This window comes from Pararhizobium sp. PWRC1-1 (genome assembly GCF_049897905.1).
Lineage (GTDB): Bacteria > Pseudomonadota > Alphaproteobacteria > Rhizobiales > Rhizobiaceae > Pararhizobium.
Genome location: NZ_JAFCXE010000008.1, coordinates 159337 through 180058, shown reverse-complemented (window position 1 = coordinate 180058; position 20722 = coordinate 159337). Strand labels below are relative to the sequence as shown.

Here is a 20722-nt window from a genome sequence, read left to right as displayed (position 1 = left end):
CTCCAGCGGCATTTCTGCAGGGAATGACCAGTGCGCTACGCATTTTATATTTCGCCCGATGAAGACGATCCGCTGACGGCTGCTGCGGAGCGGTGGCTCGGAGCGAACCCGTTTACCGGCGGAACCCGCGACCTTAAGCCAGCCGGTGATTTCAGTGCTGCGGACCTGACCGCCCTGACGGCAGACCCGCGCCGCTACGGCTTTCATGGAACGCTGAAAGCGCCCTTCACGCTTGCCCCCGGTGTCAGCGAATCGCAGCTTCTCGATGCGTTCACCACCTTTGCCGAAGAGCGTGTTTCGTTCGACATCCCAAGAATGGTCCTTGGTCAGCTGGGGCCGTTCTTCGCACTGGTGCCGGCTGCCGATTGTCCGCAATTGCAGGACTTGGCTGATCAAACGGTACGGCGCTTCTCAGCCTTCCGGGCGCCGTTGTCCGACGCCGATATCGCCCGCCGCAAACCTGAAACGCTCGGCTCCGTGATGCGAAACAACCTGCTGGAATGGGGATATCCCTATGTCTTCGAGAGCTTCCGTTTTCACATGACGCTTACGGGTGCTGTGCCGGTGGACCGTCAGCCTGCCATGAAGGCTCTGCTGGAGCAGGCTTTTGCGCCGTTTATCGGCAAGCCGTTTCCGGTGACATCGCTGGCGCTGTTCACCGAGCCAGAACGCGGCGCGCCCTTTGCAATTCACTCGCTTTTGCCGCTCGGCGGCACGTCCAAACGAAAGATGGCATGACATGACCGTTGAAACCGTTCTCTCAAACGCCCGAGTCGTCCTTGAGGACCAAATTCTTCACGGCTCGGTCCTCATCCGCGACGGCAAGATCGCCGACATTTCGGAAGGTGCCAGCCGTACCGGCGAGGATTTCGAAGGCGATTACCTGATCCCCGGCCTAGTCGAGTTGCACACCGACCATCTGGAAGCCCATTACTCACCACGCCCTGGTGTCCGCTGGTTGAAGATGGCGGCGATCCAGGCGCATGACGCACAGATCGTCACGTCGGGCATCACCACCGTCTTCGACTGCCTGCGCATGGGCTCGGACGAGGATGGCGGTTTCGAGCAGGGCGAGATGCGCGACATGGCAAATGCTCTGGCGCAGGCCGCAAAGGAAAATCGCCTTCGCGCCGACCACCGCATCCATCTGCGCTGCGAGGTCTCGACCGACAATGTGATGGCACACTTCGTGGAATTCGAGAACGATCCGCAGGTCGGCCTCGTTTCGCTGATGGATCATGCGCCGGGTCAGCGCCAGTTCCAGACGATGGAGCAATACACGCTCTACTACAAGAAAAAGCGTGGCCTTTCCGACGAGGCTTTTGCCGCATTCTGCGCCCGTCAGCAGGCGTTGTCGGCCAAATATGCCGGACCGCATCGTACCGAGATCGCCAGGGCCTGTGCCGAGCGCGGCATCGCAATTGCCAGCCATGACGACGCCACTTTGGCCCATGTCGAGGAATCGGTTGGTTTTGGCATTCGTCTTGCGGAATTCCCGACCAGCTTCGAGGCGGCCGAAGCCTCGCATGCGGCTGGCTTGAGCGTGCTCATGGGCGCGCCCAACATCGTCCGCGGCAAGTCGCATTCCGGCAATATCGCCGCGAAGGACCTCGCAGAACGTGGCGTCCTCGACGTGCTGTCGTCCGATTATGTTCCGTTCAGCCTGATCCAGGCGCCGTTCGTTCTGTCCGATGAGCTGGAGAGCGTTAGCCTGCCCCAGGCGCTCGCCATGGTCACCGCGACTCCGGCCCGCACCGTCGGTCTTAACGATCGCGGCCGCATTGCCACCGGCCTGCGTGCGGACATCGTCCGGGTTCAGCGCCAGGAAGGTATCCCGATCGTTCGCTCGGTCTGGCGCGAAGGCAGGCGGGTCGCCTGATGCACGGACAGGGCCAGACGGGCGCGATCATCGTGGTGGTCGGCCCCAGCGGTGCAGGCAAGGACAGCGTCATCGGTTTCGTGGCGCAGCACTTTGCCGATCGCGCGGATATCGATTTCGTCCGCCGGGTCATCACCCGGCCGTCCGATGCCGGCGGTGAGGATCATGAAAGCATTTCCGGCGATGTTTTCGATAGCCGGCTATCAGCCGGGGAGTTCGCGGTTGCCTGGCAGGCCCATGGGTTGAAATACGGAATTCCCAAGGATGCGCTTGAGAAGGTGCGGGCTGGGAGGATTTTGATCGCCAATGGCAGCCGGGCGGTGCTCGGCCAGTTCCGGCAGGCCTTTCCCAGGGTCGCCATCGTCAACATCACCGCCTCGCCGCAGGTATTGGCAAGCCGCCTTGTCGCACGCGGCCGGGAAAGCGAGCAGGATATCCTCAACCGGCTCAAACGGCAGGTGCCGGATATTTTCGACGAACCGGATGTGACGACCATCGACAACAGTGGTCCGCTTGAGATTGCGGGGGCGCGATTTGCAGCGCTTGTCACTGAGCTGCATGGTTCTGTGAGCTGACCTCAGAGCGCGTTGTCGAGAAAATACCATTGGTCGAGATGGGCACGGATGACCGGTTCGATGACCGAGTTGAGCAGCAGTACGTCGTCGATCAGGCGCTCCCCGGGGGTGTTCTCCGGTGGCAGGATGACCGGTTCAAGCGCAAAACCCTCAAGCGAGATGCCGCCGTGCCGCACTGCATAACACGGGCAAATCGTCGCTCCGGTCAAACGGGCGAGCCGGGCGACGACAGCAAGATTGCCTTCGAGATGTGGCGGGCGGCCGAAGAAAGGGCCGCGAATTTTTCCCGCGAATCCTTCGTCACAGAAGACCGAGATCGCGCCGCCTTCTTTCAAAATGTTTAGCGCCGGCCGTATGCCGTCCTTGCCGGGTGGTAACAGGCCATATCCGAGTTTCAAGCGCACGCGCCGGGCGATCCATGCGCGTGCCCTGCCCGCGGGCGGCGTGTAGTTGGCGGACGGGGAGAGCCCCAGTTCCACCAGTTTGGGTGCGAATATCTCCCAGTTTCCGAGGTGCATGCCGACAACGATCACTGGACCTTTTGCATAGGCATCGGTGAAATGATGCAGATCGTGCCAGGTCGCGCGGCGCGCCAGACGCCCGATGATCGAAAATTCCGTCATGATGCGGCCCTGGTTTTGCCAGCACCGCTTGAGAAGCCTATCGCGCTCTTCTTCGGTTGCGTCCGGGAGAAGGCGCATCAGGTTCTTCTGCGTTTTCTTAACGGATGACATGTGCCAGCGCGGGATGGCGAACGTGCCAAGCCGGGCGCCTGCCGCCGAACAGATGCTGGCTGGAACGGCTTTCAATCCGAAGTGAACGGCAAGGTCGAGAACGTTCTGGATATTGCCGGTCACGTGATAGCGAAAGGCCGCCTTGCGCCGGTCACCACTCTTGAGCAAGTCTACCAACGGTGGTGCGGCGGGAGCGCGGTAAACCCAGGCAGCTCGTTTCGCAGGACCGCCTCTGGCGTCGTTTTCTGGCCGGGTCATTTGGACTACTAAACCCTTTCGCGCCGGTGAAGCGTTACCGGCAGGCCACCCCGTGGCCGCAGCGTCAGGCGGCATTGCGGCTCAACCTTGGTCTCGTCCGCCACCCGAACGTGAAAACGCTGGGCAAGGATCGCCAGGCACAGGATCGCTTCCTGAAGACCGAATTGCAGGCCGGGGCAGACACGTGGCCCGCTGGCGAAGGGGATGTAGCTATAGGGTATGGCCTTGCCACCATTCATGAAACGCTCGGGCTTGAAGAGGTGGGCGTCCTTGAAGAAGGCTTCCGTCCGGTGCAGAAGCCAAGGCACGATCAGGACGAGTGACGCCGGCTTGACGTCGATATCGCCGATCCGGTCGGCTTCCTTCGCCTGGCGGGCAAGGATCGGCACCGGCGGATAGAGACGCAGCGTCTCCTCGATCACAGCACGACACCAGTCCAACTGCGGAATATCATCGAGCGTCGGGACGCGATTGCCGCAAACCCGGGTGATTTCCTCATGCAGCGATTTTTCCACCCATTGCGCTTTGGACAGGAGATACCAGGCCCAGGTCAATGTCGCAGCCGTCGTCTCGTGGCCGGCCATGAAGATGGTGGCGGCTTCGTTGCGGAGCGCCACCACGTCGAGCTTCAGTTCCGGATTGCGCTTCTGGCGGCGCACCAGAAGCTCGACCATCGAATTGTCGTCGCCGCGCCCGGCCAGATGGTCTTCGACCACCTTGTCGATGATCCGGTGAATGCGTGAAACCGACCGGCGCAGCTTAGGTGTCCGCAGCACCGGCAGCCCCTCGTCAAAGCCGAGGAAGTAGCCGATATTGACGGAGTCGATCAGCGACTGGTAGCTCTCGAAGCCTTCGCTGACCGCCTTTGCACCCTCTTCGCCAAGATCGTTGCCGAATACGGCGCGGGAGATGATTTCCGCCGTCAGGCCGGCCATTTCGAACAAAGCGTTGACCGGCGCGCCGTCGGGAAGGGATTCCCAGCGGTGCACCAATTCGCTCGTCGTGTTTTCCATGATCTTGCCGAAAGCCGGCACGCGGTTCTTGTGGACAATATCGTTGACCAGCGGCCGCCGCTGCTTCCAGGTCTCTCCATCGGAGATGAACAGCCCATCGCCGAGCAAGAATTCCAGCGCGCGTCGCATCTGCGGCGTCTTGCGTTCGAAATTCTCGTGGCGCTTGGCAACGACGTAGCGGATTGCATCCGGCGAATTGACCACGACGATCTGGCGACCGAAGATCTTCATCGCGGTCACGCGATCTGTATAGTCCCCTTTGCGCCAGACCGAGAGAAAGTCTTGGCGGGCTTTCAGAATGAGATTGAGCGGGCGGCCGGGCTTGCCCTGGTAATAGTCGGCATGGGCGGGTTCGAATGAATTCTTCCGCAGCTTTTCAATGATATCCGTCGATTGCCGTAAACTGGAGAACATGCTCCGGCTGCCCCTGTCTGTGTCCGGTGACGGCACTGTGAGTCCTGATGGTTGCAATTACCGGATAGCAGCAATTTCGGGCGGCGCAAAATTCTTTCGACAGACAAAACCCTGCCGTCGGAAACGGCAGGGTTGAACTTCTTCGTGACTGTAGCAGAGGGGTCGGGGGTCTTATCGCAAAGCGGCGCAGGCCTTGGCAATCCGCTCCAGCGCTTCGCGCAGTTCCGCTTCCGAGGTCGCATAGGAGATGCGGAAAAACGGCGACAGGCCGAAGGCCGAGCCCGGTACGACGGCGACGTGGACATCGTCGAGCAGGTAGGCGCAGAAGTCCGTATCCGTCTCGATCAACTTGCCGCCGGGCGTGGACTTGCCGAGCATACCGGCGCAGCCGGAGAAGGTGTAGAAGGCGCCCTCGGGCGTGCGGCAATCGAGACCGTCGATGGCATTAAGCGCCGAGACGACCAGATCGCGGCGGCGTTGGAAGCTGGCGGTGCGTTCCATCAGGAAATCCTGCGGGCCGTTCAGCGCGGCAACCGAGGCGGCCTGGCTGATCGAGGACGGGCAGGAGGTCGCCTGGCTCTGAACCACGGCCATCGCCTTGATCAGATCCCGCGGGCCACCGGCATAACCGATGCGCCAACCGGTCATGGCATAGGCCTTGGAGACGCCGTTGACGGTCAACGTCCGGCTCTTCAGGGCCGGTTCAAGGGCCGCCGGAGTGACGAACTTGAAGCCGTCATAAACGATGTGCTCGTACATGTCATCGACCAGCAGCCAGACATGCGGATGCTTCAAAAGCACGTCGAGTAGCGGGCGGTAATCATCAGCGCTATAGGCGGCACCTGACGGGTTCGACGGCGAGTTCAGCATCACCCAGCGGGTCTTCGGGGTGATTGCCGCTTCCAGCTGCGCGGCCTTCAAGCGAAAACCGGCTTCTGCAACGCAGGCGATCAGGACCGGATTGCCTTCTGCGATTTCGACGATATCGGAATAGGAGGTCCAGTAGGGCGTCGGGATGATTACTTCGTCGCCGGGATTCAGCGTCGCCATCATGGCGTTGAAGAGGATCTGCTTGGCGCCGGTCGCCACCGTGATTTCGTCAAGCTCATAGGAAACGCCGTTTTCGCGGGAAAACTTGTCCCGGATCGCCTGCTTCAGCTCAGGCGTGCCGTCGAGCGCGGTGTATTTGGTCTTGCCGCTCTGGATGGCCTCGCAGGCGGCCTGCTTGACGTGATCGGGCGTGTCGAAATCCGGCTCGCCGGCGCCCAGAATGATCACTGGCTTGCCGTCGCGCTTCATCGCTTGAGCCCGGGCGCCGATCTTTAGGATCTGCGAGACGCCGATCGTGGAGATCCGCGAGGCGGGCGCAAAGCCCGCCTCCTCAACCTTGGTATTGATGGTCATGACCGATCCTATCAATTATTCGATGTCGAACGAGACGCCCTGAGCCAGCGGCAGGGCCTTCGAATAGTTGATCGTGTTGGTGGCGCGGCGCATGTAGGCGCGCCATGCGTCCGAGCCGGATTCGCGGCCGCCGCCGGTTTCCTTTTCACCACCGAACGCGCCGCCGATTTCAGCGCCGGATGTACCGATATTGACATTGGCGATGCCGCAGTCGGAGCCGTCAGGCGAGAGGAAGCGCTCTGCTTCCTGCAGGTCGAGCGTGAAGATCGACGAGGAGAGGCCGGCACCAACCGCGTTGTGATCGGCAACGGCGGCGTCGAAGTCGCTGTACTTCATGACGTAAAGGATCGGCGCGAAGGTTTCTTCGGTGACCGGACCGTCCTGCTTCGGCATTTCGACCAGAGCCGGCTTCACATAGTAGCTGTTGGCATGGCCGAGATCGACGCGTTCGCCACCGGTGACCGAGCCGCCGTGGGCTTTCGCCTCGCCAAGCGCCTTCTGCATGTTGTCGAAGGCCGGCTTGTCGACCAGCGGGCCGACGAGGGCGGCCGATTCCAGCGGGTTGCCGACGGAAACGCTCGAATAGGCCTTCTTGAGGCGCGGAACCAGCTGGTCGTAAACGCTTTCATGGACGAACAGGCGGCGCAACGTCGTGCAACGCTGGCCGGCCGTGCCCATGGCACCGAAGGCGATGGCGCGCAGCGCCATGTCGAGATCGGCCGAGGGGCAGACGATGCCGCCATTGTTGCCGCCGAGTTCGAGGATGGCGCGGGCAAAACGCTTGGCAAGGCGCGGACCGACATCGCGGCCCATACGGGTGGAACCGGTCGCAGAAACCAGCGGCACCTTGGGGTGATCGACCATCACTTCGCCGATGGTGCGGTCGCCGATCAGGACGTGTGTCAGGCCTTCCGGCGCGTCGCCGAAGCGGGCAATGGCGCGGTCAAGGATGGCCTGGCTTGCAAGGGCGGTGAGCGGGGTCTTTTCCGACGGCTTCCAGACGACGGCGTTGCCGCAGACGATGGCAAGTGCCGCGTTCCACGCCCAGACGGCAACCGGGAAGTTGAAGGCGGAGATGACGCCGATGACGCCGAGCGGATGCCAGGTTTCCATCATGCGGTGGCCGGGACGCTCGGTGGCAATGGTCAGACCGTAGAGCTGGCGGGAGAGACCGACGGCGAAATCGCAGATGTCGATCATTTCCTGAACTTCGCCGAGGCCTTCCGAAGTGATCTTGCCGGCTTCGATCGACACCAGACGGCCGAGATCGGCCTTGCTGGCGCGCAGTTCTTCGCCGAGCAGGCGGATCAGTTCGCCGCGCTTCGGTGCCGGTACCAGACGCCAGACGCGAAATGCCGCGTCGGCCTTTTCGATCTTGGCGGCGGCTTCAGCAGCCGTTACCGTTTTCAGGCTGGCAATCTGCTCTCCCGTGACCGGCGAGAAGGAGGCCATGTCGCCGCCCGTGTAGAGATCCTTGGAGACGCCGAGCTTCTCCAGAAGGGCGGCCGTTTCCTGAACGACATTCACCGACTTCGTTGCAATGTTCATGATGAGCAAACTCCCGTTTTCTTGGTCGAAGGACTATCCAAAGTGCACCGCACCGAGTTCTCCCGGCGAGGTGATGGCTTTGAGGCCTTGGGCCATGTCCTTGATCTTCTGTTGCGTATAAAGGTCGTAATAGGCCTGGTTCTTGCGGCCGATGGCATGTTCGGCACTGAAGCTGCCGTTGAAATCCTGCACGGCGATGGCAAACACCCAGTCGCGCAGCCGCCGCTCGAAATCCGCGTCCGACGCCGAAGCGCTGTCCTTCGGCACGACGAGATTGAAATGCACGCCGCCATCGCCGATATGGCCGAAATCGCAGATCGTCACCTCCGGAAAGGCTTGCGGCATATCGGCCTTCATGCGGTCGCAGAAGGCCATGATATCACCTCTGCGGAAGGAAAGATCGAAGGCGATCAGTTTTCCCGAGTGCTTGACGCCTTCCGATAGGGCATGACGCAGCGACCACATTTCATGGGCAGGACCGACGAAGGCATCGGCAAGCGGCGCTTCTTCCGTTTCCCAGATATCGGTAAGCACCGTTTCCAGCACCGCATCGAGCGACTGCTCACCCTCGCGCGATTCCCAGGTGCGGGAAATCTCGGCGAGGATCACATAGTCAGGCACGTTGCCGCCCTGAAACGGGTTTTTCAGCGATGGCACATGATCGAGCGCCGCAGTAACCGAATTCTTCGAGATACCTTCAAAGGCCGAGAGATAGGCGCCGAGCCGGTCTTCCATAGCCCGCAATAGCGGCATGACATGGGCGCCAGTGGTGGGCACCAGATAGGCGGTCGCCACCTGCTTTGGCATTGGTTCGATATTCAAGACGCATTCGGTGATAATGCCGAAGGCGCCGGATGTGCCGATGAAGACTTGCTTCCAGTCGATGCCGGTATTGTTCTTGCGGAGTTCAGACGTCAGGTCGAGGATCGTGCCCTCCTCGTCGGCCAGAACCACCTTGATGCCCAGCGTGTTGCGGCGCACGTCGCCATATTTCAGGAAGCGCGAACCGCCGGTATTGGTCGCCAGCATGCCGCCGAGCCGCGGATCGGCGCCAAGGTCGATCGGGAAGAACAGGCCGTGTTTTTCGAGCTTCTGGTTGATGTCGGAGAGCCGGAAACCGGCATCGGCGCGCAGCGATCGGTTGTCGAGATCGAGATCAAAGCGCTTTGTCATCCGGTCGAGGCTGAGGACCGCCTGCGAGCCTGTCGTATCCGGGGTCGAGCCAGAAACAAGACCGGTGTTTCCGGATTGCGGAATGACAACGATGCCGTTCTTCACGCAATAGGAAACCGCCGCCGACACCTCTTCGGTGGTCTGCGGACGCAGGACGATGGCGGCGCGGCCCTGGTCATAGCGCGCGCCGGTCTGGTAGGCCGCCACATCACTGCCGCCGGTGACAATGCCCTTGTCACCGAGGAGTGCGGTCAATGCTGCGACGTGGTTCTGGTCGATCATCGTTTCAGCTTTACTCCGCTGCCTGCGCAGACGAAAGCATCTGTCTGATATCGGCGATCGAAGCCTGTTCTATACCGGCATAGTGATCGAACTCGTTCAGCACCCTGGCACCGAGATCAAGCTCGAACCGCTGCTGGTTGGGGCTTGCAACGAATTCCTGGGCAGCGTCGTCGCCGAGATTGGACTGGAAGATGCCGGCGGCGCTGACGGGCAGGAAGTCCTCGTAGACGATCGGGTCGAACTGAACGAGGCCGTCAGCGATCAGGCTGTCGAGGCTCCGGGATGCCTCGGCCTTTGCCTTGCGGCCCCTGGCGGTCAGTGAATAGGCGAAATAACCAAGACCTTCGGCGCGAATGCCGGCCCATGTATCGGGGAAGGGGATGAAGGCATCCGAAAGCGCCTTTTCGTATTCCGCCGCATTCGAGCCGTCGGCCGCCGGGCGGACGATCTTGCGCGACGCGTTTAGCAGGTCGTCGTAGAGCGTCCGGCCCTTCGGGGTCAGGGCAATGCCGCGCTGTTCGATCTCGCCGAAACGGGCGGTATGCGAGCCCTCATGCCAGCTGCCATCGGCAGCCTGGAAGGAAACCGGTTCTTCCAGCGCCTTGAACGAGGTCTGGCGCAGAAGGATGGCGCATTTGCGGGTCGGCGGGCCTTCGATCGTCGCCTTCGGGGCGATCGCGTAATCGGGCATGCGGGCCTGGACGGCATCGATATCCAGCGTGCGCGGCGTCAGATGGTTGATATGCGGGCCCTTGAACGAGACGACATCAGCGATCAGCCGGTGAGCGTCATGCAGCCGGTGGTACATGTCGGGGCTGACATTGGCCTTGTCGTGCCAACGGAAGGTTTCCAAGGCCTCGGCTACGAAACGCTCGGCATCGGCCTTATCAAGGCCGCCCTGCTTTTCCGCCTTCTCCGTCAGCGCGATGGCGCCGTCGGTGAAAATCTGGCGCCGAGACAAAATCTGTTCGGCTTCATTGCGCAAAGCTGCATCGGCGATCAGATCAAGCCGCAGCAGCGATGTGAAGACGCGAAAAGGGTTTTTCTTCAAGGCGGCATCGCCGACCGGGCGGAAGGCCGTCGAATGGACCGGCACGCCGGCGGTCGACAGATCGTAATAGCCGACCGGCAGCATGCCCATGACGGCAAAGACGCGGCGCATCATCGACAGCTCGGCAGGCGTGCCGAGCCGGATTGCGCCGTGGCGCTCTTCGGAGATGCGTTCCAGCGAATCCGTGTCCTCGAGACGGGCCTGTAAATCCGGGTCGGCAGTCAGCGTTTCGGCGTTCACCTTGCCCACCAGTTCCATCAATGTGCCATAGGCCGGCACCTCTGTGCGGTACATGGCCGACATCGCCGCGGAAAAGGCCGAGCGGATAAGGTCGGTGGATACGAAACTATTCTCTTTCACGGCAACGCGCCTCGCAGTATGGAAGGGATAATGGTGATCATTCTCTTTTCGTATCATATATGGTGCGAAGGGGCATTGATTGCGACGGTTATGACTATGATCATGCGAGGCTGGAATGAAGTTGAGCAGAAGACTGGTCCCGGACGTCACCACGCTGCAAGCATTCGAGTGTGCTGCGCGTCACGGCAGTTTTACGCAGGCCGCCGCAGAGCTGAACCTGACCCAGAGCGCCGTCAGCCGCCAGATCAAGGACCTCGAAAGCCAGATCGGCGTGCTCCTGTTCGAGCGCATCCGCCAGCGGGTCATTCTCTCCGATGCCGGCCAGAAATTCCTGCCCGAGGTGCGCCGGCTGCTGACCCAGTCAGAAGAACTGATGGTGCGCGCCATGGCCTCTGCCCGCTCCGAATCCACCCTCTCCGTCGCATCGCTGCCAACCTTCGGCAGCCGCTGGCTGACACCGCGCCTGCCGGACTTTCTCAACCAGCATCCCGGCACGGTGATCAATATCGCCTCGCGATCGCAACCATTCGACTTCGAAGAACAAAACTTCGATCTCGCCATTCACTACGGCCAGCCGGTCTGGGCGCATGCCACCTGCAGCTATCTTTGCAGCGAGATCATCGTGCCGGTGGCAAGCCCGGCCCTTCTGGCCCTCAATCCGATGCAGGAGCCGGGCGAACTCGAACACAAGCCGCTGCTGCATCTCGCCACCCGGCCGAAGATGTGGGCGCAGTGGTTCGAGAGCAATGGCGGCGAGATGAAATCGGCCTATCGCGGCAATCGGTTCGATCAGTTTTCCATGGTCATCGAAGCGGCAGTCGTCGGTCTCGGTTTTGCGCTATTGCCGCGATACCTGATCGAGCAGGAGCTTGCGGCCGACCGGCTGCGCGTCGTGTTCGACCGGCCGATGCAGACGGAAAACAGCTATTATCTGGTGGTGCCGGAGGGCAAGCTGGAAAATCCGATCAGTCAGGCTTTCCGCGCATGGATCGTCAGCCAAGTTGGTTGAATGCCACGCCTTCGCTGCGCCGCAATATAAAAGGTGGAACCTTTTCGTGCTCCGCGCGTTGCCGACTGGATAAGCAATGCCGAAAAGATAAGCGTCAGGGGTTTCACATCATTTGCTGGGAAGGAGGACCGCGACAACGGCCGTTCTTTGGCGTTGCGGCATGGAATTCGTCTCCAGAATAGGCCCCACTGCTTGCAACGCATTGGCACTACGGCTAAAAAATGCCCAGTTCTTGCATCACGCAGCCCCTGACAACGAAGCGACCGCCGCCTTCACGACCTTAAAGGCCCTTCCGGGCCGCGCCAAAGTCAACGGTTTCCCGCCTGCGTGAGACCTTATGGCTGATGGCAGAACACGGATGAGTGTTTAGGGTCGTGGCGGCGCAAAGCCAAACATCAGGGCTACCGCCCATCCGGCATGACGGCCGGACCCTTCAACACCGCCTGGACCCAGAACCCGTACCCATGAACTTTCAAAATACGCCTTCCACGCCTCCGCGCGAAGCTGAGATCAAGCCGATCGATTACAACGATTCGATCCGCTCGACCTATTTCACTATCGATGAGCTTCGTGGATGCGGTGCCGCGCTCGCCCGTGACGGCGTTTCGAGCCTTCCGGGGTTTTTCCCCTTCGAGTTCCGTCCCCGCCATCGCGAAAATGAAGACGAGATTTTTCGCGTCTACAAGGTCACGGCCACCGACGTCGAAGCCGGTGCCTCGATCACGCCTGCTGCCGAATGGCTGCTCGACAATCATTATCTGGTGGAGGAATCGATCCAGGAAGTGCGGCGCGATTTTCCGCGCAAGTTCTATCGTCAGCTGCCCACCCTAGCGGTTGCCGGCACGACGATCCCGCGCACCATGGCGCTGGCCTGGCTCTATATCGCCCATACCCACAGCACGGTTTCGCGTGAAAGCCTGACGGCCATGGTCGCCGGCTTCCAGGAGCACGAGACCTTCAAGATCGGCGAATTGTGGGCGCTGCCGTCGATCGTCCGGTTCGTGCTGATCGAAAATCTGCGGCGCATCGCCATCCGGGTCGACCGGTCGCGCAACATGCGCAACAAAGCAAATGACGTCGCCGACCAGATCGTCCGTCTCGGGTCGCCTGAGAAATTCAAATCGGTGCTGGCGGAAGCCGAGCCGCTCTGTGCTGATAATACCTTCGCCGCCCAACTGCTCTACCGGCTGCGGGACGGTTCGCAGACCTCCGGCTTCGTCATCACCTGGCTGGAAGAACAGCTGGAAAAGCGCGGCAGCGATGTCGAGGAAGCTCTGGTCGCCGAGCAGAACCGGCTATCGTCGGGCAATGCGACGATGAGCAACATCATCCGCAGCCTGCGCGAAATCGATGACAATGACTGGGCAGTCTGGTTCGAAAGCGTCAGCAAGCTGGACGGCGCTTTACGCGAGGGGTCGGATTATTCCGCCCTGGATTTCGGATCGCGCAACAAGTACCGCAACACCATCGAACGGCTTGCCCGCCGTTCCGGCAGTTCCGAGCTTGAAGTCACGCAGATCGCGCTTGGAATGGTCAAGGCCGACGCTAGCACCATCGATATGCCGCATGAGCCGAATGTCGGCGGCTTCCTCGTCGGCAAGCAGCGTCGCCTGCTGGAAGAAAAGATCGGCTATCGTCCGTCGATCCTCCAGACCATCATTCGCCTTGGCCGGAAGCTAGACTGGTTTGCGATTGCCGGCCCGAACATCTTCCTGACCATCCTTGCGATGATTGCCGTCTACGTTTTCGTCAGCCCGATGGCAATTCCGACGGGCGCCAAGCTGATTATGCTGTTGCTGTTCGCCCTTCCGGCTTCCGAAGGTGCGGCCGGCCTCTTCAACACGCTGGTCACGCTCTTCGTCACGCCATCACGGCTGGTCGGATACGAGTTCCTTGAGGGTATTCCGGAGGATGCGCGAACTCTCGTCGTTGTTCCCTGCCTGATTTCCAAGCGGGATCATGTCGATGAACTGGTGCGCAATCTTGAAGTTCACTATCTCGCCAATCCGAAGGGCGAAATCTATTTCGCACTGGTCAGCGACTGGGTCGATAGCCTGGAGGAGGAAACCGCGGCCGATCTCGAAGTGCTGGAATATGCCAAGGCCGAGATCGAAACGCTGAGCGCCCGCTATGCCCATGATGGCCGCACCCGCTTCTATCTGCTGCATCGCCGCCGCCTTTACAACGAGGCCGAAGGTGCGTGGATGGGATGGGAGCGCAAGCGCGGCAAGCTGCATGAGCTGAACCTGCTTCTGCGCGGCGACAGTGATACCAGTTTCCTCTCCGGTGCCAACACCGTGCCGGAAAATGTCCAATACGTCATGACGCTTGATTCCGACACGCGCCTGATGCGCGATGCGGTGACCAAGCTGGTCGGCAAGCTCTACCACCCCATCAATCGTCCGGTCGTCGATCCGGTAACGCAGAAGGTCACGGCCGGCTACGGCATCCTGCAGCCGCGCGTCACTCCGTCCTTGACCACCGGTAGCGATGCTTCGGCATTCCAGCGCATCTTCTCGATCAACCGCGGTATCGACCCCTACGTCTTCACCGTATCCGACGTCTATCAGGACATCGCAGGCGAAGGCACGTTTACTGGCAAGGGCCTTTATCATGTCGATGCCTTCGAGGCTGCCCTGAAGGGCAAGATCGAGGAAAATGCGGTTCTCAGCCACGATCTGCTCGAAGGCTCGCTGGCGCATTGCGCGCTGGTCAGCGATGTCGAGCTGGTCGAGGATTTCCCGATCCGCTACGAAGTCGAGATGTCGCGCCAGCATCGCTGGGCACGCGGCGACTGGCAGCTTCTGCCGTATATGTTCAATCTGTCCAACGGCGTCAGCATGCTTGGCCGCTGGAAGATGTACGACAACCTGCGCCGTTCGCTCATCCCCTGCGCCTGGCTGATCGCCTCGGTCATGGGCTGGTACTACATGGAACCGACACAGGCGCTAGTCTGGCAGTTCGTGCTGATCTTCAGCCTGTTCGTCGCTCCCACCCTGTCGCTGATTTCAGGCATCATGCCGCGCCGCAACGACATCGTCGCGCGCGCCCATCTGCACGCCGTTCTCTCTGAAATTCAGGCCGCCAATGCGCAGGTCGCATTGCGTATCGTCTTCATCGCCCATTCGGCTGCGATGATGATGGACGCGATCGTGCGGTCGATCTACCGGACCTTCGTCAGCGGCAAGCTGATGCTGGAATGGCGCACGGCCGCACAGGTCCAAAGTTCGGCCGGCGGCAGCATCCTCGATTACTATCGGTCGATGTGGATAGCACCGGTCCTGTCGGTCCTTTCGCTGTTGCTGGCGGCAGTTTCCGATACCGGTCTTCCCTTCATCGGCATTCCGTTTGCCTTGCTCTGGGCCCTGTCGCCGGCCATCGCCTGGTTTGTCAGCCAATCGGCCGAGACCGAAGACCAACTGGTCGTACCGGACGAGGTCGTGGAAGAACTGCGCAAGATCGCGCGCCGCACCTGGCTCTATTTCGAGCAGTTCGTCACCGCCGAGCAGCATTTCCTGCCGCCGGACAACTTCCAGGAAATCCCGCATCCGATCCTCGCCGAGCGCACCTCGCCGACGAATATCGGCGTCTATCTGCTCTCCGTCATGTCTGCCCGTGATTTCGGCTGGATCGGTTTCGAGGAAACCATTCGCCGGCTAGAAGAAACGGTCGCCACGGTCGACCGCATGCCGAAATACCGCGGCCATCTGTTCAACTGGTACAAGACCGACACGCTGGAAACGATGGAGCCGAAATACGTCTCCGCCGTCGATAGCGGCAATCTCGCCGGCCATCTGATCGCAGTATCCTCGATGTGCCGTGACTGGGCGGAAGCCCCGTCCGCGCATGTGCAGGGTAATCTCGACGGTATCGGTGATGTCGCCTCGATCCTGTCCGAAGTGCTCGCCGATCTGCCGGATGACCGCAAGACCGTGCGGCCGCTGCGCCGCCTGATGGAAGAGCGGATTGCCGGCTTCCAAAATGCCCTTGCTGCCGTCAAGCGCGAGCATGAATTCGCCTCCATCCGGGTGATCAACCTGGCCGTTCTGGCACGCGACATTCACAAGCTTACCGTCAATCTCGACCATGAGGTGAAGAGCGCCCAGAGCGGCGAAGTGACGAAATGGGCGACCATGCTCGTCAACACCTGCGAAGCCCATATTGCCGACGGCGTGTTCGATCTCGGCGCCATCGAAGTGCTGCGTCAGCGCCTGATCGTCGTGCGCGACCGGGCCCGCGATATTGCGTTTACGATGGATTTCAGTTTCCTGTTCCGTCCGGAGCGGCGCCTGCTGTCGATCGGTTATCGCGTCAACGCCAACGAACTCGACGAAGCCTGCTACGACCTTCTGGCATCCGAAGCCCGGCTCACCAGCCTGTTTGCCATCGCCAAGGGCGATCTGCCGACGGAGCACTGGTATAAGCTTGGCCGCCCGATCGTGCCGATCGGCGCGCGCGGGGCGCTGATTTCGTGGTCGGGCTCGATGTTCGAATACCTGATGCCGCCGCTGGTCATGCAGGAGCGTCAGGGCGGCATTCTCAACCAGACCAACAACCTGATCGTTCAGGAACAGATGAACCACGGCCGCCGCCTCGGCACGCCGTGGGGCATTTCCGAAGCGGCCTTCAATGCCCGCGACCATGAACTGACCTATCAGTACACCAACTTCGGCGTGCCGACGCTGGGGCTGAAGCGTGGTCTCGGCCAGAACGCCGTCATCGCCCCTTATGCCTCGATCCTTGCCAGCATGTACGATCCGAAGGCTGCCATCGCCAATCTGGAGCGTCTGCGCGGCCTTGGCGCTCTCGGCGTCTATGGTTTCCACGATGCCGTCGATTTTACGCCGACCCGCGTGCCGGAAGGCAAGACCTGTGCCGTCGTGCGCAACTACTATGCTCACCATCACGGCATGTCGATCGCGGCCGTCGCCAACGTCGTCTTCAATGGACGTCTGCGCGAGTGGTTCCACGCCGACCCGGTCATCGAAGCCGCCGAACTGCTGCTGCAGGAAAAGGCACCGCGCGACATCCCGATCATCAACACCAAGAAGGAACCGGAATCGCTCGGCAAGAGCCAGGAAGATCTGCTGCGCCCCGAGGTCCGGGTCATCACCAATCCGCTGGCCAAGGACCGCGAGACGGTGTTCCTGTCGAACGGCCACTATGCGGTGATGCTGACGGCGACTGGGTCCGGCTATTCCCGCTGGAACGGCCAGACCGTTGCCCGCTGGAAGGCCGATCCAACTGAGGACCGTTCCGGTACGTTCATCTTCCTGCGCGACACAACCACCGGAGATTGGTGGTCGGCGACGGCTGAACCGCGTCGGGCCGAAGGTGAAAAAACCACGACCCGCTTCGGCGACGACAAGGCCGAGTTCATCAAGACCGTCGGCGATCTCACCAGCGAAGTCGAATGCATCGTCGCCACCGAGCATGATGCCGAAGGCCGCCGGGTGATCCTGCTCAACACCGGGACAGAGGATCGCTTCATCGAGGTGACCTCCTATGCGGAACCGGTGCTGACCACGGATGACACCGACAGCGCCCATCCGCTGTTTGCCAAGATGTTCCTGAAGACGGAAGTCGATCCGAAGGGCGACGTCATTCGCATCACGCGCAACAAACGCAGTCCCGGCGAGCCGGATATGCAGGTTGCGCATCTGATCGTGGATAATGCCGCCAGCACCCGCCATACCGAGGCAGAGACGGACCGCCGCCGCTTCATCGGTACGGGCCGCACGCTGGCTGAGGCGCAGGCTTTCGATACCGACGCCAAGCTTTCCGGCTCGGACGGCTATACGCTCGATCCGATCGTGTCGCTGCGCCGCGTCGTGCGCGTACCGGCCGGCAAGAAGGTCAGCGTGATCTTCTGGACCATCGCCGCGCCGAACCGTCAGGATATCGACAAGGCTGTTGATCGCTATCGCCATCCCGACAGCTTCAACCATGAGCTCATCCACGCCTGGACACGCTCGCAGGTGCAGATGCGCCATGTCGGCGTCACCTCGCAGGAAGCGGCAAGCTTCCAGATGCTCGGCCGCTACCTTGTCTACCCGGACATGCAGTTGCGCTCCGATACCGCTACGGTACAGGCCGGCCTCGCGCCGCAATCTGCACTCTGGCCACTATCGATCTCGGGCGATTTCCCGATCTTTGCCGTCCGCATCAACGACGACATCGATCTTGGTATCGCGCGGGAGGCCTTGAGGGCACAGGAATATCTGCGCTCGCGCGGCGTCACCGCAGACCTGGTGATCATCAACGAGCGTGCCTCCTCCTATGCGCAGGACATGCAGCACACACTCGACGCGATGGCGGAAAACCTGCGCCTGCGTGGCCTGTCCGACGGCCCGCGCCAGCACATCTTTGCGGTTCGCCGCGATATCATGGAACCGCAGACCTGGTCAGCGCTTCTGTCCGCATCCCGTGCCGTGTTCCATGCCCGCAACGGCAAGATCTCTGACCAGATTTCGCGCGCCGAAAATCTGCTGGCGAAACCGTCGCCTAAAAAGACGTCGCTTAAAGACACCGCTGCCGCAACTCCTCTGCTTGCTGTTATTACCGAGGAGAGCAGTGCTAAAAACGTTGAGATCAACGGCGATGGGCTGGACTTCTGGAACGGTTATGGCGGTTTCTCCGCCGATGGCCGCGAATATGTTACCCGTCTGCGCGGTGGCGAAGCGACGCCGCAGCCCTGGATCAACGTGATTTCCAATGAAGCTTTCGGTTTCCACGTTGCTGCCGAAGGCGGCGCCTTCACCTGGGGCCGCAACTCGCGCGACTATCAGCTGACGCCCTGGACCAACGATCCGGTCATCAACCGTCCCGGTGAAGCGATCTTCATCCGCGACATGGACAGCGGTGCGGTCCTGTCGCCCTATGCTGCCCTGTCCCGCCGCAAGTCGGTCCAGTTCGAAACACGGCATGGCCTCGGCTACTCCGTCTTCAAGAGCGTACAGGACGGTCTGGAGATCGAAGTCGGCCAGACCGTTCATCGCACCGCGCCCGTCAAATACCTGCGGCTGCTGTTGAACAACACCTCCAGTGAAGCCCGTAGCCTCAAGGTTTACGGCTATGCTGAATGGGTGCTCGGCAACAACCGGGCAAAGACGGCGCCGTTCATTATGTCGCATCAGGATGAGGCGAGCGGCGCGGTGCTCGCGACCAATCCTTACAGCATCGACTATTCCGGCCGTACCGCCTTCCTTGGGGCCACCGACATGCCTTCGGGATTCACCTCCAGCCGGCGCGAGTTCCTCGGCCAAGGGGGCAGCATTTATGCCCCGCAGGCTGTGCTTGATGGCGGCGTATTGTCGGGAGCCGTTGAGGCCGATGGCGATCCGTGTGCGGCGATCGTGGTCGATGTGACGCTGGAGCCGGGTGCCACCCGCGAACTGACGTTCTATATTGGCGATTCCGACAATGCCGGGCGGGCCCTCGAACATCTCGCCGAGGCCCGCAAGAGCACGTTTGACACGGTTCTTGAAGCGTCCAACAGCTACTGGCAGGACTTTACCGGTGTGCTGCAGATCGAAACGCCTGACAAGGCGTTCGACAACATGGTCAATGCCTGGCTCCCCTATCAGAGCCTTGGCTGCCGTATCCTTGCACGCTCCGCCTTCTATCAGGCCAGCGGCGCCTTCGGCTTCCGTGACCAACTGCAGGACACGCTGGCCTTCATCGTACACCGGCCGGAACTTGCCCGGGCACAGATCCTGAACGCTGCCGCACGGCAGTTTATCGAGGGCGATGTGCTGCATTGGTGGCTGCCGAACACCGGCGCCGGCGTGCGTACGCTGATCTCCGACGATGTCGTCTGGCTCGGCCATGCCGTGCAGCATTATTGCTCGGTCACCGGAAACAAGGACATTCTCGACGAGCAGATCGCCTTCATCGAAGGGGCTGCTCTCGAACCCGGCCAGCATGACAGCTTCTATCAGCCGGCCGTGTCGGAGCGTCGTGCCAGCCTCTATGAGCATTGCGCCATCGCGCTTGACCTCGCCATTGCCCGCAAGGGCGAAAATGACCTGCCGCTGATCCTCGGCGGCGACTGGAACGACGGCATGAACCGTGTCGGCATCGAGGGGCGCGGCACCAGCGTCTGGCTCGGCTGGTTCCTTGCATCGACGCTGCGCTCCTTCCTCGTGATTGCGCGTGAGCGCGGCGATACCAAGCGGGTTTTCGCCTGGGAGGCGCATCTGGAAAGCCTCAAGAAGGCCCTGGAAACGGCCGGCTGGGATGGCAATCACTATCGTCGCGGCTATTATGATGATGGGACGCCGCTCGGTTCGGCCGAAAGCAGCGAGTGCCGGATCGATTCGATTGCCCAGTCGTGGAGCGTGCTCTCCGGCGAAGGCGATGCGGTCCGCTCGGCGGAGGCCATGGATGCGGTGCTGGCGGAACTGGCTGATGGCGATCACCAGATCATCCGCCTGTTCACCCCGCCGCTATCGGGAACCGCGCAGGATCCCGGTTATATCAAGGCCTATCCGCCCGGCGTTCGCGAAAACGGCGGCCAGTATACCCATGCGGCAACCTGGGTGGTGCTGGCGCTGGCGGCACAGAACCGCACCGAAGACGCCTGGCGCGCCTTCGAGATGCTCAATCCGGTCAATCACTCGAAGGATCGCGAAAGCGCCGATCACTATAGGGTCGAGCCCTATGTGGTCGCCGCCGATATCTATGGCGACGGCGACCTGACGGGACGCGGCGGCTGGACCTGGTACACCGGTTCTGCGGCCTGGCTCTACCGGGCGGCGGTCGAGGGCATTCTCGGCATCCGCCGGCAGGGAGACAAGTTGGTCGTCCAGCCTGTCCTGCCGAAGGACTGGGATGGATTCTCCGCGACACTGACCATCGATGGCAAGCCGCATGTGATTTCCGTGACAAAAAATGCTGAAAACGGCGAGCCGATCGTCAGCGTCAATAATACTGTCACAAAAAACGCGCATGAAGGCGTTTTGCTGTAGCTGCCGGCGAATGATCACGACTGAGACCGGCTTTGCACCAGAAGGCGCAAAGC

The 20722-nt window shown here is 61.3% G+C and carries 11 protein-coding genes; 5 read left to right on the top strand and 6 right to left on the bottom strand.

The genetic code is table 11. From position 1 onward, the window contains the following. The first annotated feature begins 30 nt into the window (after positions 1-30). Genes ACP7E0_RS14740 through phnN form a run of 3 tightly spaced genes read left to right on the top strand, consistent with a single transcriptional unit; the run spans position 31 to position 2454 of the window. Positions 31-738 (top strand): DUF1045 domain-containing protein, encoded by a 708-nt coding sequence (locus tag ACP7E0_RS14740; protein ID WP_426125776.1) that lies wholly within the window; start codon positions 31-33, stop codon positions 736-738. 1 nt (position 739) lies between these two features. After that, positions 740-1879 (top strand): alpha-D-ribose 1-methylphosphonate 5-triphosphate diphosphatase, encoded by a 1140-nt coding sequence (locus ACP7E0_RS14735; protein ID WP_426125775.1) that lies wholly within the window; start codon positions 740-742, stop codon positions 1877-1879. Further along, complete coding sequence (gene phnN / locus ACP7E0_RS14730) at positions 1879-2454, top strand: phosphonate metabolism protein/1,5-bisphosphokinase (PRPP-forming) PhnN (RefSeq protein WP_426125774.1); 576 nt, start codon at positions 1879-1881, stop codon at positions 2452-2454. The genes ACP7E0_RS14735 and phnN overlap by 1 nt, the downstream gene beginning before the upstream one ends. 2 nt (positions 2455-2456) lie before the next feature. On the opposite strand, the gene ACP7E0_RS14725 is transcribed toward phnN, so the two are convergent. The 6 genes from ACP7E0_RS14725 to hglS all read right to left on the bottom strand — a co-directional run bounded on the left by ACP7E0_RS14725 (position 2457) and on the right by hglS (position 10691). After that, on the bottom strand, positions 2457-3446 hold the full coding sequence (locus ACP7E0_RS14725; protein ID WP_426125773.1) for a lysophospholipid acyltransferase family protein: 990 nt from the start codon (positions 3444-3446) through the stop codon (positions 2457-2459). A gap of 8 nt (positions 3447-3454) precedes the next feature. Then, complete coding sequence (locus tag ACP7E0_RS14720) at positions 3455-4873, bottom strand: cytochrome P450 (protein ID WP_426125772.1); 1419 nt, start codon at positions 4871-4873, stop codon at positions 3455-3457. 171 nt (positions 4874-5044) lie between these two features. Further along, a complete protein-coding gene (locus ACP7E0_RS14715; RefSeq protein ID WP_426125771.1) occupies positions 5045-6277 on the bottom strand; it encodes a pyridoxal phosphate-dependent aminotransferase in 1233 nt (410 codons plus the stop codon). Between the two features lie 15 nt (positions 6278-6292). After that, positions 6293-7825, bottom strand: a complete 1533-nt coding sequence (locus ACP7E0_RS14710; RefSeq protein ID WP_426125770.1) for an aldehyde dehydrogenase family protein — start codon at positions 7823-7825, stop codon at positions 6293-6295. 33 nt (positions 7826-7858) lie between these two features. Further along, a complete protein-coding gene (locus tag ACP7E0_RS14705) occupies positions 7859-9280 on the bottom strand; it encodes an FAD-binding oxidoreductase (protein WP_426125769.1) in 1422 nt (473 codons plus the stop codon). 10 nt (positions 9281-9290) lie between these two features. Next, entirely contained in the window at positions 9291-10691 is a 1401-nt protein-coding gene (hglS, locus tag ACP7E0_RS14700; protein WP_426125768.1) for a 2-oxoadipate dioxygenase/decarboxylase HglS, read from the bottom strand. A 115-nt stretch (positions 10692-10806) separates the two neighbouring features. On the opposite strand from hglS, the gene ACP7E0_RS14695 reads away from it, so the two are divergent. Then, the gene (locus ACP7E0_RS14695) at positions 10807-11700 is read left to right on the top strand and encodes a LysR family transcriptional regulator (protein WP_426125767.1); all 894 of its coding nucleotides are present in this window, start codon (positions 10807-10809) and stop codon (positions 11698-11700) included. Between the two features lie 464 nt (positions 11701-12164). Next, positions 12165-20669: a GH36-type glycosyl hydrolase domain-containing protein gene (locus tag ACP7E0_RS14690; RefSeq protein WP_426125766.1), complete on the top strand. Its 8505-nt coding sequence runs from the start codon at positions 12165-12167 to the stop codon at positions 20667-20669. Positions 20670-20722: the final 53 nt, after the last annotated feature.

Bases quoted from the DNA above. Each gene is read 5' to 3' on its own strand.
- ACP7E0_RS14735 (WP_426125775.1), top strand. From the start codon at position 740: ATGACCGTTGAAACCGTTCTCTCAAACGCCCGAGTCGTCCTTGAGGAC.
- phnN (WP_426125774.1), top strand. From the start codon at position 1,879: ATGCACGGACAGGGCCAGACGGGCGCGATCATCGTGGTGGTCGGCCCC.
- ACP7E0_RS14725 (WP_426125773.1), bottom strand. From the start codon at position 3,446: ATGACCCGGCCAGAAAACGACGCCAGAGGCGGTCCTGCGAAACGAGCT.
- ACP7E0_RS14720 (WP_426125772.1), bottom strand. From the start codon at position 4,873: ATGTTCTCCAGTTTACGGCAATCGACGGATATCATTGAAAAGCTGCGG.
- ACP7E0_RS14715 (WP_426125771.1), bottom strand. From the start codon at position 6,277: ATGACCATCAATACCAAGGTTGAGGAGGCGGGCTTTGCGCCCGCCTCG.
- ACP7E0_RS14710 (WP_426125770.1), bottom strand. From the start codon at position 7,825: ATGAACATTGCAACGAAGTCGGTGAATGTCGTTCAGGAAACGGCCGCC.
- ACP7E0_RS14705 (WP_426125769.1), bottom strand. From the start codon at position 9,280: ATGATCGACCAGAACCACGTCGCAGCATTGACCGCACTCCTCGGTGAC.
- ACP7E0_RS14695 (WP_426125767.1), top strand. From the start codon at position 10,807: ATGAAGTTGAGCAGAAGACTGGTCCCGGACGTCACCACGCTGCAAGCA.
- ACP7E0_RS14690 (WP_426125766.1), top strand. From the start codon at position 12,165: ATGAACTTTCAAAATACGCCTTCCACGCCTCCGCGCGAAGCTGAGATC.